At 60.1% G+C, this 13,622-nt stretch carries 13 protein-coding genes; 7 read left to right on the top strand and 6 right to left on the bottom strand.

What is annotated here, in order from left to right:
- The 4 genes from HMPREF3135_RS11350 to HMPREF3135_RS09930 form a co-directional block, all read left to right on the top strand.
- A partial coding sequence (locus HMPREF3135_RS11350; protein ID WP_141739592.1) for an acyl carrier protein occupies positions 1–341 on the top strand: 341 nt, incomplete at its 5' end.
- Between the two features lie 91 nt (positions 342–432).
- Positions 433–1,059, top strand: a complete 627-nt coding sequence (locus HMPREF3135_RS09940; protein WP_014307391.1) for an MptD family putative ECF transporter S component — start codon at positions 433–435, stop codon at positions 1,057–1,059.
- Complete coding sequence (locus HMPREF3135_RS09935) at positions 1,059–1,805, top strand: energy-coupling factor transporter transmembrane component T (RefSeq protein WP_014303365.1); 747 nt, start codon at positions 1,059–1,061, stop codon at positions 1,803–1,805. The genes HMPREF3135_RS09940 and HMPREF3135_RS09935 overlap by 1 nt, the downstream gene beginning before the upstream one ends.
- Positions 1,806–1,819: 14 nt before the next feature.
- Entirely contained in the window at positions 1,820–3,280 is a 1,461-nt protein-coding gene (locus tag HMPREF3135_RS09930; RefSeq protein WP_227917020.1) for an ABC transporter ATP-binding protein, read from the top strand.
- 3 nt (positions 3,281–3,283) lie between these two features.
- On the opposite strand, the gene HMPREF3135_RS09925 is transcribed toward HMPREF3135_RS09930, so the two are convergent.
- The 5 genes from HMPREF3135_RS09925 to HMPREF3135_RS09905 all read right to left on the bottom strand — a co-directional run bounded on the left by HMPREF3135_RS09925 (position 3,284) and on the right by HMPREF3135_RS09905 (position 9,438).
- Positions 3,284–5,008, bottom strand: coding sequence for an ABC transporter ATP-binding protein (locus HMPREF3135_RS09925; protein WP_070429647.1), 1,725 nt, complete (start codon positions 5,006–5,008; stop codon positions 3,284–3,286).
- Positions 5,008–6,708: an ABC transporter ATP-binding protein gene (locus tag HMPREF3135_RS09920; RefSeq protein ID WP_246818339.1), complete on the bottom strand. Its 1,701-nt coding sequence runs from the start codon at positions 6,706–6,708 to the stop codon at positions 5,008–5,010. Before HMPREF3135_RS09920 ends, HMPREF3135_RS09925 begins: the two co-directional genes overlap by 1 nt.
- Positions 6,709–6,801: 93 nt before the next feature.
- Positions 6,802–7,587 carry a thioesterase II family protein gene (locus HMPREF3135_RS09915; protein WP_023018093.1) on the bottom strand — a complete coding sequence of 262 codons (786 nt, stop codon included), beginning with the start codon at positions 7,585–7,587 and terminating at the stop codon, positions 6,802–6,804.
- On the bottom strand, positions 7,584–8,591 hold the full coding sequence (locus HMPREF3135_RS09910) for a glycosyltransferase (RefSeq protein ID WP_224784049.1): 1,008 nt from the start codon (positions 8,589–8,591) through the stop codon (positions 7,584–7,586). Before HMPREF3135_RS09910 ends, HMPREF3135_RS09915 begins: the two co-directional genes overlap by 4 nt.
- Positions 8,592–8,808: 217 nt before the next feature.
- Complete coding sequence (locus HMPREF3135_RS09905; protein WP_070439487.1) at positions 8,809–9,438, bottom strand: sugar O-acetyltransferase; 630 nt, start codon at positions 9,436–9,438, stop codon at positions 8,809–8,811.
- Positions 9,439–9,849: 411 nt separating this feature from the next.
- On the opposite strand from HMPREF3135_RS09905, the gene HMPREF3135_RS09900 reads away from it, so the two are divergent.
- The 3 genes from HMPREF3135_RS09900 to HMPREF3135_RS09890 are packed head-to-tail and all read left to right on the top strand — an operon-like array spanning position 9,850 to position 12,486.
- Positions 9,850–10,914, top strand: coding sequence for an ATP-binding cassette domain-containing protein (locus tag HMPREF3135_RS09900; RefSeq protein ID WP_014303358.1), 1,065 nt, complete (start codon positions 9,850–9,852; stop codon positions 10,912–10,914).
- The gene (locus tag HMPREF3135_RS09895) at positions 10,911–11,672 is read left to right on the top strand and encodes an ABC transporter permease (protein ID WP_014303357.1); all 762 of its coding nucleotides are present in this window, start codon (positions 10,911–10,913) and stop codon (positions 11,670–11,672) included. The genes HMPREF3135_RS09900 and HMPREF3135_RS09895 overlap by 4 nt, the downstream gene beginning before the upstream one ends.
- Entirely contained in the window at positions 11,665–12,486 is an 822-nt protein-coding gene (locus HMPREF3135_RS09890; RefSeq protein ID WP_014303356.1) for an ABC transporter permease, read from the top strand. The genes HMPREF3135_RS09895 and HMPREF3135_RS09890 overlap by 8 nt, the downstream gene beginning before the upstream one ends.
- Before the next feature lie 545 nt (positions 12,487–13,031).
- Here the strand turns inward: HMPREF3135_RS09890 and HMPREF3135_RS09885 are convergent.
- Positions 13,032–13,622, bottom strand: a 591-nt coding sequence (locus HMPREF3135_RS09885) for a transposase (protein WP_141739591.1), incomplete at its 5' end; no start/stop codon positions are given.

Raw genomic sequence — 13,622 nt, 5'->3', positions numbered from 1 at the left:
TCAGGTGTCCACCACATGGGGGTCAGGTCCTTGATCGCAAGAGTTTAGAAGGAAAAACCTTTGAACAACCACAAACAAGGGAACGCTCTCGTAATCACCGAGATTCGGGTATCATTACCATCTTGCAAGAACTCCTCGGGCCCAAGGAGATCAGCATCGACGATGACTTCTTCACCATCGGTGCCGACTCGCTCACGGCCGTGCGGCTTACTAACTCGATTCGTCGAGAAATGTCAGTAGAGATCTCCATACGTGACGTATTCAACCATCCAACGGTCCGAGAATTGTCCGACCTGATCGCCGACATCGTCGGCAGCGACGTAGAAGAAGGCGAAATTTAGAGTTCATGCCACACCTGTTTCACTCACCTGACAAGCCACTTGCCCCCAACCCAGTGCTACGCACAAGCAGCCTAATCTGAAAGGAAACATCATGCCCAGTACTCCCCACACCACCCCGAAAGATGCAAAAGCAGGACGGCTGAACATCACCGACCTGATGAACATCGGCATCTTCTTCGTCATCAACTTGGTAGCCGGCGTGGTCATCGCCTTCATCGGCATCACCCCCATCACCTACGTGATGATCACCAGCGTTCAGGCCCTCATCCTGGGCATCCCGATGATGCTGTTCTTGGCCAAGGTGCACAAGCCCGGCATGGTCTTCATATTCCTTCTTCTCAGCGGCCTCGCCAGCCTGCTGCTTGGTTTAGGCATATGGCCACTGCTGCTCAGCTTGGTCATGGCCGTGTTTGCCGAGTTAATCTTGCGCGCCGGCAAGTATACGAGCGCAATACACAGTGTGATCGCCTATGCCTTTATAGCAGTGTCACCCACCGCATCATATATTCCGCTTTTCTTCACCACTCGGCGCTACATAGAGAGCAGCGGCATGCAGACCAAATATGGTGCTAGTTTCGCGGATGGCCTCACCTCTATTGGCCAGATGACTTGGCTATTCCTCATCATTGTGATAGTAACCTTCGTCTGCGGGATCCTCGGCGGGATCCTCGGCCGGCGCATCTTCACCAAGCACTTCCAGCGAGCAGGAATCGCCTGATGTCGCCCACTTTGCCCGGATCAGGCACGCACACAGCGGGACTCCATCTGGACCCACGCACCACGGTGCTGGTCATCCTCGTGGTGTCCTCGGTGCTCATCTCACCGGCCGGGTCCAGTGGGGCGCTGGGCAGCACCGCCCGGTGGATGCTCATTGCCGTTCCCGGGGCACTTTTCCTCGCCTCCGGCATGGTGGCCGCTGCACTGCGATACGCACTCACCTTCGCGGTGCTCGCCGGCTTTCCTGCGGTGGTGGTACAGGCCCTGCCCGAGCGCCACATCATCGTGGACGTGTGCGCTACGTGGTTCGCAGGGCTTTCGCTCATCCTCCCTGGCATCACGTGCTGCTGGTACCTACTACGCACCGTCTCGGCCAGCGAATTCATGGCCGCGATGCAGCGCATGCGGAGCCCCGACGCCCTGACCATCCCCACGTCCATCATGTTCCGGTTCTTCCCGACGATTCTCGAGGAATACCGCGATATCCGCACCGCCATGCAGATGCGTGGCATCTCGGGCCTGCGCAACCCGATCGCTATGCTCGAATACCGCTTTGTGCCACTGTTGGCGTCCGTTGTGAGCATCGGCAACGAGCTGGCTATGTCTGCAGTGACCCGCGGATTGGGCTCGCCTCGCCGACGAACCACGCTGTGCGAGATAGGCTTCCGCGTAGGCGACGCAATAGTCATAAGCGTGCTCGTCGTGTCCCTGATCCTACTACTGGTAAATATAGTGATGCTGCCGTGATAAAGCTGCACGATGTGTCACTATCCTATGGTCAAAACACAGCGGAGCCGGTGCTGCACCACGTAAATCTCACCGTGGCGAAGGGCGAACTAGTTCTAGTGTGTGGCGAATCAGGCTGCGGTAAGTCCAGCCTGCTACGCCTGATAAACGGCGTGGCGCACACGTTCTGCGACGCCCAGATTTCGGGGGAGGTGCTGCTGGACGACGAAGACATCACTCATGCCCACCCACACGACATCGCCGAACGCGTAGGCTCAGTGTTCCAAAACCCCAAGTCGCAATTTTTCACGCTGGAAGTAGCCAGCGAACTCGCCTTTGGCTGCGAAAACCTCGGCGTGGCGCCCAACGAGATTCGACAGCGTATTGGGGAACTTTCCGCAGATTTCGGCATGGTTCATCTCCTCGACCGGCACCTGTTCACACTTTCCGGCGGCCAGAAACAAAAAATAGCATGCGCTTCAGTGGCCGCGATGCACCCACAGGTACTACTACTAGACGAACCATCATCAAATCTCGACCTCGCCGCCGTCGATGAGCTGCGCCGCATCGTCGCGCAGTGGAAGACACAGGGCCGCACCGTCCTGATCGCTGAGCATCGGCTTTCCTACCTAGTTGACATCGTGGACCGAGTGCTGGTTATGCAGGACGGGCAGATCGCTCATGATCTCAGCGGCTCGGAGTTTCGCACCCTAGACAAGGCCGAACTGTACCGCATGGGCTTGCGCTCAGCGCAGCAGGTCCCCGAGGTGACCCGCGAGCCACGCCCTTCAAGTGGCACGATGGTGCTCAAAAAGCTACAGTTCACCTACCCCAAGGCTACAGAGCCATCCCTGAGCATCAGCCACACGGAGTTGCCGCAAGGACAAGTCATCGGCGTGGTAGGACGCAACGGGGCCGGAAAATCTACCTTTGTGCGCGTTCTGACTGGCCTGGAATCTAAGGCCACCGGCGTGGTGGACATCAATAACCGCTCGCTCTCGGGTCCCCGGCAGCGCCTGCGCCAGTCCTATTTAGTAATGCAGGACGTAAACCACCAGCTTTTCGGGGAGAGCGTGGAGTCCGACGTAATCATCGGCACCAGTGGACCGGATGGGAAAAACGAAGCGCGCCTTACCGAGGTGCTTGGTGCACTTGATCTCGCGGACAAGCGGGCCCGGCACCCGATGTCGCTTTCGGGCGGCGAACGCCAGCGCGTGGCCATCGCCTCAGCAGTCCTAAGTGAGCGCGAGGTAATCGTCTTCGATGAACCCACCAGCGGGCTGGACCTGTGCCGCATGCACCGGGTGGCCCACCTGCTAGACGCCCTAGCCCGGCAGGGCAAGACCGTTTTGGTAGTAACCCATGACATGGAGCTGGTGGCGCGGTGCTGCGATCTTCTCCTGCGCGTGGAAAAAGGCCGCCTTACCGCCTGCGAACCGTGCGATGATCTCGCACTGGCGCGCACGGTGCGGTATCTACGCGGCCGCGACAGCTAGTCCCTACAGCTTCCAGCTGGTGGCGTCGCTCTTTTCACCCCAGAAGCTGCGGTAGCGTGGGGAACTCTCCATGAGTTCCTCGTGGTTGCCGATAGACTCCACGGTGCCGGAGGGACTCATCATCACAATCTGGTCCGCGTCGCGGATGGTGTGCAGCCGGTGCGCAATGACGACGATGGTGCGCTCGGCAGAAAGCGTTTTCATACCGCGCATCACAAGGTGCTCATTCTGCACGTCTAGAGAGCTAGTCGCCTCATCAAGCAGCACGATCCGCGCGTCCTTCAGTAGCGCACGAGCGATGGAGACACGCTGACGCTCACCACCGGAGAGATTCTGCCCGCCCTCGCTAATCAGGGTGTCAAACCCCTGCGGCAGCTGCCGGGCAATCTCGGTGACACCGGCCAACTCCGCTGCGCGGAGCACCTCCTCCCGCGTTGCATTGTGGCAGCCCAGGCGGATGTTTTCATACAGTGTGTCCTCGAAGAGGTACACGTATTGGAACACCATAGCCAGCGAATCCAACACCGCCCGGGAGCCAAGATCGCGAATATCCACACTACCGATACGGATGGTCCCCTGGTCAACGTCATAGAAGCGTGCCGCAAGTTTTAGCAAGGTGCTCTTGCCGCAGCCGCTGGGACCCACCAACGCAGTAGTAGTTCCGGGCGCCACGCGGAAACTCACGTCGCGGACCACTGGGGTGTTGGGTTCGTAGCCAAAGCCCACCCCATCGAACTCGATGCCATAGTCGCGTGGCGCCGCCGGAACCGCAGGCTCCGGCAACACCCGCGCATCGAGGATCTTTTGGATCTCATCTAAGGTATTGCGCGCGGATTCCAAGCCCTCGCCGTAGGGTATGCCCGACATAGCAACGCGAGCCAGGATGAACACCAACACAATGACGCCAATGTAGGTGCCTGCTTCTAGCCAGTGGTTGAGAAGTAGCACGGTGGCCAGGGCATCAATGACCACGGTACCGACCATGATGATTAAAGCCAGACGACCCATGATCATCTCACCTGTCTTCTGGGTGTGCTGCTGGGCGCTAAGCTGCTCTCGAATCGAGGCGCGCACGGCGCGCTCCCCCAGCGAATCCGGCCCAGCCATGCGCAGCACCGGCTGCACCTGGGCGAACTCCAGCACCTCCGCGGCGCCGTGCTCGTTGCGCTCGCCCTTCTGGCGCTCTGCCACGCGGTACTGCCGCATTAGGCGGTTATAGGCGAACCACACCACGGCAGCCACTGCAACGGTAACCAGCCCCAGCCGCCAGTCCACGGCGATGAGAAACACGCAAGCCAAACCGGCCGAGGCAGCACCGTGCAGCATGGGCCGCAGCATCATTGCCGGCGCGTTAGCGGCAAACAGCGCACCGCTGGTGGCTACAACACCGATCTGGCCGGCGCGATCTTCTTCAAAATAGCCCAGGGGTAGCTGTGCCGTGCGATCGGCGATAAGCCGGTGGATGCGCAGCACGTAATCATGCCCCAGGTCCTGGGCAATAACCTCAGTGGGCCAGTCTGCGGCGGCGTAGACGAGGACGGAGATAATGATCCAGGGCAACCATGCTGCGGCCTGCGCGGGATCTTCGCTAAACAGCGTGTCCAAAAACAGTGCAATGAGGATAAGGCCAATGGCCAACGCCACCGCGGAAATCCCAATTAGCGTAAGGACCAGCACCAGACGGCGACGATCAGCCGGACTGCCCAGTGAATAGAGCGTGCGGATCATTATTTTTCCTCCCCTTGGATGCCCGCCTGCGCGGTTTGGTAGCGTGCCCACATCGTGGCGTAGCCCTTGCCTGCCGCCACTAACTCTTCGTGAGTGCCTGCTTCGGTGACCTCACCGTTTTCCAGCATGAGGATCCGGTCAGCGCCGGTGATCGTGTGGAGCCGGTGTGCGATAACTACTAGCGTGCGCCCGGCCACCAGCTCGGTAATGGCCCGCTGGATCGCGGCCTCGGAGTCCGGATCCGCAAAAGCGGTGGCCTCATCCAACACGAGGATCGGCGCGTCGAGCAAGATGGACCGGGCAATAGCCAGCCGCTGCTGCTCGCCACCGGAAAGCTGCGCGTCCTCTCCCACCACCGAGTCGTAGCCGCGCGGCAGATGGGTAATGCGCTCATGAATCTGGGCGGCGCGGGCGGCGCGAACCACGTCTGCGTCGGTGGCCTCCGGGTGAGCGAGGCGAATGTTATCCCGCACGCTCATCCGCATAAGGTAAGGGTCCTGGAAGACGAACCCTACCCTACGGTAGAGCTGGTCAGATCGGAGATCAGTACTAGGGACGCCACCAATGCGCACCGACCCCTCCGTGGGGTCTAATAGCCGGGGGATGAGCGCGGCTAACGTGGACTTCCCCGAGCCGGAAGGTCCCACCACCGCAGTGATGCTGCCGGCGGTAAGTTTTTGGTTAATGCCGGAAAGCACCGGGGTGTCCGGCACGTAGGAGAAGCTTAAATCTTTCAACTCAATTCCGGCGTTTGCAGGCTCCCTGCCGCCAGCAGCGGGCGGCAATACCGGGATGTTGAAGAACTCGGTGAGATCCGCCGCGGCAGCCTTCGCCTCCGAAAACATGATGTTAGTGCGCGAAAGCATAAGCAGAGGCGCGGCGATGTTGTTGATGAACAAAAACGCTGCCAGCACATCGGCCACTGGTACGCCCGCAGACGTGATGAGCCACGGGCTGGCCGCGGCTACCACCAGCAGGCCAAACCCGGTGGAGGTGAAGATCTTCATCAAAGCGGTGGGGTGTACGGTGGCGTGCAACCACTCGCGATAGAACCCACCAAAACTCCGGGAACGACTAAGGAAAATGCTCTCGTCGTAGCCTTCCGGAACAAACACCTTGATAACCGGGATGCCGCGCACCAACTCTACGACGGCGGCGTCTAGCTGCTTCTGGCTGGACTTAAATTTCTCCGCCTTTTCCTGAAACTCGCGCATCATAAACGGCATGGTGGCCACTGCCAACAGCAGTGGTACCAGGCCCAGCAGGCCTATCCGCCAGTCCACCACGAACATGTATCCCAGGCTCAATAGCGGTACGAGTACACCGGCCGAATAATCGTGCGGCGCGTGGGCGATGAGCTGGTGGATCTTGGTGACGTCGTCTTCGATGTAGGTTTTCACAGTCCCCGAAGGTGTCCGCGTAAACCAAGACAGCGGGAGCCTACCCAGCTTGGTAATCTGCTGCTGGCGTAAGTGCTCGCCCAAAAGGCCGTCGGCCTGGTGGCTTACCTGGAGGCTCTTCACGGTTGCCTGTCCATGTAGGACGGTGGCCACCATGAGCGCCGCGACTAGCAGCCACAGCTTTGACGCATCTATCGGCTCTCCCTGGAAGGACAGCATTACGGTGCGCACCATCTCAACCAGCACGATTACCGGCACCAGCGACAAAACCGCCGCCAGCACCGCCAATAGCAGCGACACCGTGATCTGCCGGTGGGCAGGTTGAGATATTTGCCTAAATGTAATGGGTGGTTTTTGTTCGGTCATCGGGGCCTCTTTACTTAACAGTCACAATCACGCATTGTTCCGCGCTAACCAGGCAGTGTTCCCAGTAATTCCCGCTAGAAAACCGGCAAGCAGGTCGAGGAACTCGGTTCCAGTATCGAGCGGGAAGAAATGCCCACCCGGCAGGACCTTCAGTTCAAAACTACCGCTGGTAAAATTTTCCCACCGGGAAAGCATCTCTGGGCTGACAGCTGGGTCGCTATCCCCCGCCAATGCCAGCACAGGAGAGCGAAGCACCGTGGTTGCATGGTGAAAGCCCTCGTGTAACACATAGTCGCGACGAATGTCAGCGAGCAGCAGCTTCATCACATCATCATTGGCAAGGATCTCAGGTGGTGTGCCACCTACCTTCTCAAACTCCCTGCGCAGCGCACCGAACCCCATTGACGAGTGGTATTCCCCAGGCACGGTTTCTCCGGGCGCCTGCCGTGCGGCCACCACCACGGCTTCCGGTATAGTGGGCCGATGCATCTGCTGCAGGCAGGCAGCAACCTGGTAGGCCAGCGCTGCCCCCATGGAGTGGCCGTACAACGCAATCGGCGCGCCCGCCGCCAGATCTACTATCTCGGTTGCGCACATATCGGCGAGCTTGTCAAAGTCGCTTACCCATTTCTCTCGGCGACGGGTTGCCTTTCCGGGAAGCTCCACCGGCACCACGTCAATGCTTGGGTTGACCCCCACCCATCCACGATAGACGGAAGCGCTGCCTCCTGCGTGATGGAAGCAAAACAAGAGGGTTCCAGTGCGATGTCCGGCCACAAACGGAAAGACTCCCTCGCAGCTGATTTCTGTCATTTTTCGCCTTTCGCTAGGTCGGACTGATTAAGCACGATTTCTACTGCTGCGACGGTACCCGGGTCTGTGGCAAGCAACTCGGGCATCCTGCGGGCTGCGGAGTCGTATGCTCCACTTACCAAATCGGCAATTCCGGCGGCCAGGGACTGGGCACTCAGTTCGCCTCGCTGGGCGTCAATATAGTTCGGCCCGGCACCGTTTCGACAAACTGCGTTGGCATGGAAGTGTTGGTCACCACCGAATGCAACCGCAAGGCACGGCTTGCCGGCGCGCAGGATCGCCCCGGTGGTGCCCAGTGAGCCGTGGCAGATGCCTGCACGGCACCACGGAAGCACAGTCGCGAACGGGACCCGGGCGACGGTGAGGATTCCTTCTCTCACACCAGGCTCATGATCGGGATCGACGATTATCGCCCGCAGACCATGCTCGATGCACGCGTCTCGAGTCCATCGTTGAAGGTCATAAACGCGATCTGAGACCATACTCCCAAAGCTTGCCAGAACCGGGGCCGAGCCGGCAGCCACAAACTCCTCGACTGCTGGGTCTAGGGCGAGTTCACTGTGGTGCGGGTCAAGCCACTCGCCAGTGACGTGAATGTGGTTTTTCCATTCCGGCGCCGGCGGACTCAACGCGGGACTGAATTGGTAGATCGTGGTTGGTGGAGAGGAGAGCGCTCGCTGACGCAGCCCCAACCTACGGCGCCATGCCGCTATCACTGGGCGCATCGCCCAAGCCATCAGAGTATTGGACATCCAGTGGGTGACCAGAGCTCCGACAGAGCCGTCCAGTTTTCGCGGATCCACGAGGCTGTAACGGAGGCAGGGTTCGGTAGGGAAAACCTGCACCCGAACGCTGGGGACTCCGCGTGCAGCCCCTAACAACCGAGCAACTTCACTGAATTGGGTGTACATGACCACGTCAACGCCATCCATGGCATGCTCTAACACATCGAAAACGTGGGCGTCAGATATCATCTCACGGATACCTAAGACAGTGTCCATCATGCCTTTACTATCGCCCAAAAGGCGCTTCATTAACGCCCGGTAATCACCGGGTAACTCGATGTAGTCCACCCCGTTCGCACGAAAACTCCCGCCGAATTCGCTAAACCCAGCCAAAACAAACTGGTGGCCACGATCTCGAAGTGCGACACCAAGGTGCGCAAATGGCAGCATATCACCCTCAGAACCCAGGACGACCGCGAGAACTTTCACAGCCGTCTCAATCCGTAATCCAACTAGGCCACTCAGGAACCCAAGACTCCCCCATGAGCTTATCTTCCGGGCCAATATCACGAATGACTCGGCACGGATTACCGGCTGCGAGTACCATGGGCGGAATATCTCTTGTCACAACACTGCCAGCACCAATTACTGCACCATGCCCAATCGTGACACCCGCAGTTACCGTGCAATTGCCACCAAGCCACACATGGTCTTGTATGGTGATCGCACCCCCGGTACACACCATGTATTGCCGCTCTACGGGGTCTAAGGCGTGATTGCCAGCAAAGAAGGAACACCATGGACCAACCATGACCTCATTGCCAAATGTCACCGGGGTCATATCAAGTACCGTCGTTCCTCGATTGAAGGTCACGCCATCTCCGACCTTGATTTTCGAGCCATATTGGACATGAAATGGCAGGAAAACCATTAAGCGCTCCCCCAGTTCACCAAGCAGGTCTGCCATCACTGCCTGCTTCTCCGCTGTTTGAAGTGGACGAAGCTGGTTGAGATCGTGACACTTCTCCGCCGCCTCCATCATCTCGTAATAGAGATCCGGGTCCTCAATAGGGCGGAAGGGCTGACCGCAGAGAATCTTATCTTCGATTTGCTCTCGAGAATCCATGGATACTCCTTTGTGCTTGAGAGGCGCGAGCCACAATACGAATTACGGTCAGCCACGCGGTTTGACCCTGACTAGTCGGAATACCCAGATTCTTAGCTCAAACTTGGTAGCTTACAGGCCTTCGACTTAATTGTCAGGCATGCCATGCCTAATTATGGTATGCTCAACTTTGCAGCAACCTGCAGCGTCGCCGCCGATCAGCCGACCTGTGCAGCCCTCTCCTGCGGGGCGCTGTGCACGACCCGGTGCCGCTAGACATACATCATTTTCTAAGGATTAGTTGGCACTACCCCAGGCGCTTGCTCCGTGGACCACAATCCATCGTTCGCGGGCAATAATCGGTTTTCCTTCTGCGGTAGGAGAATCGGTGCGCCGTCTAATAGACCGTTGACGTATATCCAGGGATGAATCATGAAAGAAAACCCCACCACGGCAACCGCTAGCGGTGACCCCAGCGCCACCGCAGTCCCCTCAACCAGCGCCCACGCAAAAGGCCGCGACCTGGTGCTTGATGTCCAAGATCTGCGATGTAGCCTGGGAAAAGTCAAGAAGCGAACGGAAATCCTGCGCGGTGTGACCCTCGCCATTCCGCGCGGGGGCATCCTCGCCGTCCTAGGCGCCAATGGTGCCGGCAAGACAACCTTGGTCAATGTCCTTTCCACGCTGCTGCCCGCCACGGGCGGAACCGCCATCATCGATGGCCACAACTTAGCCACGGATCCTTCCAAGGTGCGCGCTTCCATCGCGCTGACCGGGCAATACGCCGCAGTGGATGAGGAGCTTACCGGCAAGGAAAACCTCATCTTCTTTGGCCGCCTGGCAGGGCTTAAAGCTAGCGATGCGAAGGCCCGCGCCGCGGAACTTCTTGAGCGCTTCGATCTGGTTGGCGCCGCCGACCGCCTGGTTTCGGCATACTCGGGCGGCATGCGCCGGCGGTTAGATATCGCCGCCTCCCTCACTGTCCCGCCCGCGCTGCTGTTCCTCGACGAGCCGACCACGGGCCTCGACCCCGCCGCGCGCAGCTCCGTGTGGGATACCGTCCGCGGGCTGGCGGCCGACGGCACCTCGATCCTGCTTACTACCCAATACCTGGAAGAAGCTGACCAGCTCGCAGACCGCGTCGCCGTGCTCGCCGGAGGCAAGGTGCTCGACGAAGGCACCCCCGCCGAGCTCAAGGACCGCTATGGCACCACGGTGTGCCTCATCACGATGTCTAGCCCGGACGATGCCGCACGCCTCACCCACACCTTGCAAGAACACCGCATCGACTGCCGCCAAGAGGACACCGTATTGCGCGTCGATGCGCCCGATGGCCACCGCACCCTAGTCCGGGCGCTGGCCTTGTGGGATGGCGACGACACCTCGGTCGCGGACGTCTCCTTGGTTCCGCCCTCCTTGGACGATGTCTACTTCGCTATCGCCGGGTCCGGCGACATCGCGCAGCAGGCTCCCCACACCGGTGGAGGCTCCCAGTGAACGCGCTCGGAGCAGTCGCTGCCTCGTGGCACCGCAATGTCCTGCGCACCGTCCGCAACAAGGCCGTAATGGTTTCCGCCGTGGCAATACCCAGCCTGTTCATGGTCATCTTTTACGCCACCTTCGCCAAGGCTTCGACGGAACTCGGCATCGATTACGCCGCCTTCCTCCTGCCCGCCGGCGTTATTCAGGCGATTGTGTTCGCCGCCGGGGGCTCCTCCTTGGCGATTACGCGTGACGCCGAAAACGGCATCCACGACCGCATCCGCGCCACCGGGACGCCCGCCTGGGCCACGGTCGTCGGCCGGCTGCTGGCAGATCTCACCCGCGCCGCGTGGTCGTGCAGCATCGTCGTCCTCACCACGATCCTGCTCGGTGCCCGCTACGCTGCCGGACCGGGTCGTATTATCCTTACCATCGCCCTTTTCGCCGCCCTCACCATCATCCTCTCCGCGTTTATCGATGGCTCCTGCCTGTTGGCCCCCAAGCCCACCTCGGCGTCCTTGCTCTTCCAAAACCTCGTGCTGGTCATGGTGATGTTCTCCACCGCATTCGTGCCTGCGGATGCGCTGCCCGGCGGCATTGGCCCCATCATCCGGCACGTACCGCTATCTCCCATCTTGGACACCGCCCGCAACCTACTAGGTGGCGCTGCCCTGGGGGCGCGCGGAGTCGAAGCACTGTGCTGGCTCATCGCCATGACCGTCGTTGGCGTATGGGGCTTTATCACCGCTTTCCAGGGGAGGAAACATGACTAACCACACCACCGCCACCGTGTCGCACGACACCACCTGGCTGTCCACTGTCGCCACGCATTTTGGAAGGCACCTGCGCGCCGCCCGCCGCGATAGCGCGGTAATTACCAATACCGTGGCTGGTCCCGTTTTGATGTTCCTGGTCATGCGGTGGCTGTTTGGCGACCTCATGGCGGCCTCGCAAGGCTCTGCCACGCTCGACGCGTTACCGCTTACCATCGCGCTCATCCTTTCCAGCGAACTGATGAATGGCACCTCCGCCGCCGCGCAGATAATTAAGGAACGCCAACGCGGTATCACCACCCGCATCGCGACCACGCGCTACGGCACCAGCCCGGAGATCTTCGGCCGCTGGTGTTTCGATTCCTTACGCAGCCTTATCTCCGGCTGCGCGGTGCTGCTGGCTTCCGTGGCTTCTGGCCTGCGTATTCACACGCTGGCCGGGTTTGGCTGGGTGCTGTTAGTCATCATCTTCGGCGCGGTGGTGGCCGCCTCGCTATCGGCCATGGTGGGCGCGATGTGCGCCACCCCGGAGGCCGCCATTGGCCCGGCCCCCATCATCATGGCGGCCATGGCACTTAACGGCGGCCTCGTGCCCGTGGAGCAATTCGCTGGTGTGGTTCAACCCATCGCCCGGTGGAATCCGCTTACCTTCGCCGCCCGCGCCGGCGCCGCCATCGACGGCACGCCAAGCGCCGAAATCCTTGCCACCGGCCAGCCCGGCACCGCAGTCTGGGCTTTCGTGGCCTGGATGGTAGCACTCACCGTAGTGCTGCTAGCCGCCGCAGCTGCGTTCCGCCGCCCCACCATGTCGTAAATAGCGCCGGTTAGCGCGACAGTGCTACTTGTCGCGCGGCGGCGTCCCCAGCGGCGCGGTAGCGCTACTTGCCGCGCAGGGCGCGCCGCCGCGATAAAGAGCTGCGAATCTTTACCCGCGGCCGCGCTAAGGCGGGTAGTGTCGCCGCCGGTTACCGGCAACCAGGCGGCCTCGCCCGGGGCTAGCTCCAGGTCGTTTACCGTGACCACACCAGAAGTAGCCAGGGCGATGGCCGGTCCGGGAAGCTGCGTGGAAACCGTGGTGCCGGCGGGCAAATCGTAGCGGGTCACCGCAAACTCCTGCACCGGCAGCGGGTACTCTACTACCGTCGCGGTGTTGGGCGCGGCATCGGCAACAGCGGCGCTCTCCGCGCCTGCACCATCGCCCAGGGAGGTGTTCCTATATAGTTTGTCAATTCCGTGGGTGAGTTTGTTGGGGGGGGGTGTGAAGGGTTTCTGCTTTTCCTTGTGGATGTTGTTTTCGGGCACGGTGAGGAGCCGATTGGGCTTGCTGTGCAATCGGCTTGAGGTGAGGGTCTGTTGGTTCTAGGCTGCTGCGGCCTCCTGGACTGTGGAGATGTCTCGGTAGAGCTCGCCGTTTCGCATCATGGCGAAGAGAACGTTGAGGCGCCGGCGTGCGAGTGCGACGACTGCGGCGTTGTGTCTTTTGCCTTCTTTGCGTTTTCGTTCATAGAATTGCCGGGAACGCTCGTGGAATCTGATCGATGCAAAAGACGATTGCCATAGGGCGTTCTTTAATTTTTTGTTGCCAGCCCGGTTAGGCGAATTCGACATGATAGACGTTCCTGACTGATTCGTCCGCGGTGATAGCCCTGCATAGGATGCTAGGTGCGCTGCATCGGGGAAGTCGGACATATCGCCAACAGTCATGAGGATCTGCGCTGCGCTACGCGGGCCGATACCAGGCATGGATAAAAGAATCTCGGTCTGCGGAATGTCCTGAATCAGCTTGAGTACCTGCGCTTCGATTTCTTTACGATGCTCGAGTTTGGTTAGTGCATCTGTGGCGGACATTGCTACGCCAAGTTCGGCGTATTCTGCGCCGGCAATGGATACGGTCTGTTCGTGGATGGCAGCAAGCATGGAGCCCGACCCCCGGAAAGTGGACACATCGGG

The organism is Corynebacterium sp. HMSC14H10 (genome assembly GCF_001807105.1).
Classification (GTDB): Bacteria; Actinomycetota; Actinomycetes; order Mycobacteriales; family Mycobacteriaceae; genus Corynebacterium; species Corynebacterium jeikeium_D.
This window is presented reverse-complemented; position numbering and strand designations above follow the sequence as displayed.

Excerpts from the sequence above, each read along its gene's own strand:
- HMPREF3135_RS09940 (WP_014307391.1), top strand. The coding sequence starts at position 433 with ATGCCCAGTACTCCCCACACCACCCCGAAAGATGCAAAAGCAGGACGG.
- HMPREF3135_RS09935 (WP_014303365.1), top strand. The coding sequence starts at position 1,059 with ATGTCGCCCACTTTGCCCGGATCAGGCACGCACACAGCGGGACTCCAT.
- HMPREF3135_RS09925 (WP_070429647.1), bottom strand. The coding sequence starts at position 5,008 with ATGATCCGCACGCTCTATTCACTGGGCAGTCCGGCTGATCGTCGCCGT.
- HMPREF3135_RS09915 (WP_023018093.1), bottom strand. The coding sequence starts at position 7,587 with ATGACAGAAATCAGCTGCGAGGGAGTCTTTCCGTTTGTGGCCGGACAT.
- HMPREF3135_RS09910 (WP_224784049.1), bottom strand. The coding sequence starts at position 8,591 with ATGATGGACACTGTCTTAGGTATCCGTGAGATGATATCTGACGCCCAC.
- HMPREF3135_RS09905 (WP_070439487.1), bottom strand. The coding sequence starts at position 9,438 with ATGGATTCTCGAGAGCAAATCGAAGATAAGATTCTCTGCGGTCAGCCC.
- HMPREF3135_RS09900 (WP_014303358.1), top strand. The coding sequence starts at position 9,850 with ATGAAAGAAAACCCCACCACGGCAACCGCTAGCGGTGACCCCAGCGCC.
- HMPREF3135_RS09890 (WP_014303356.1), top strand. The coding sequence starts at position 11,665 with ATGACTAACCACACCACCGCCACCGTGTCGCACGACACCACCTGGCTG.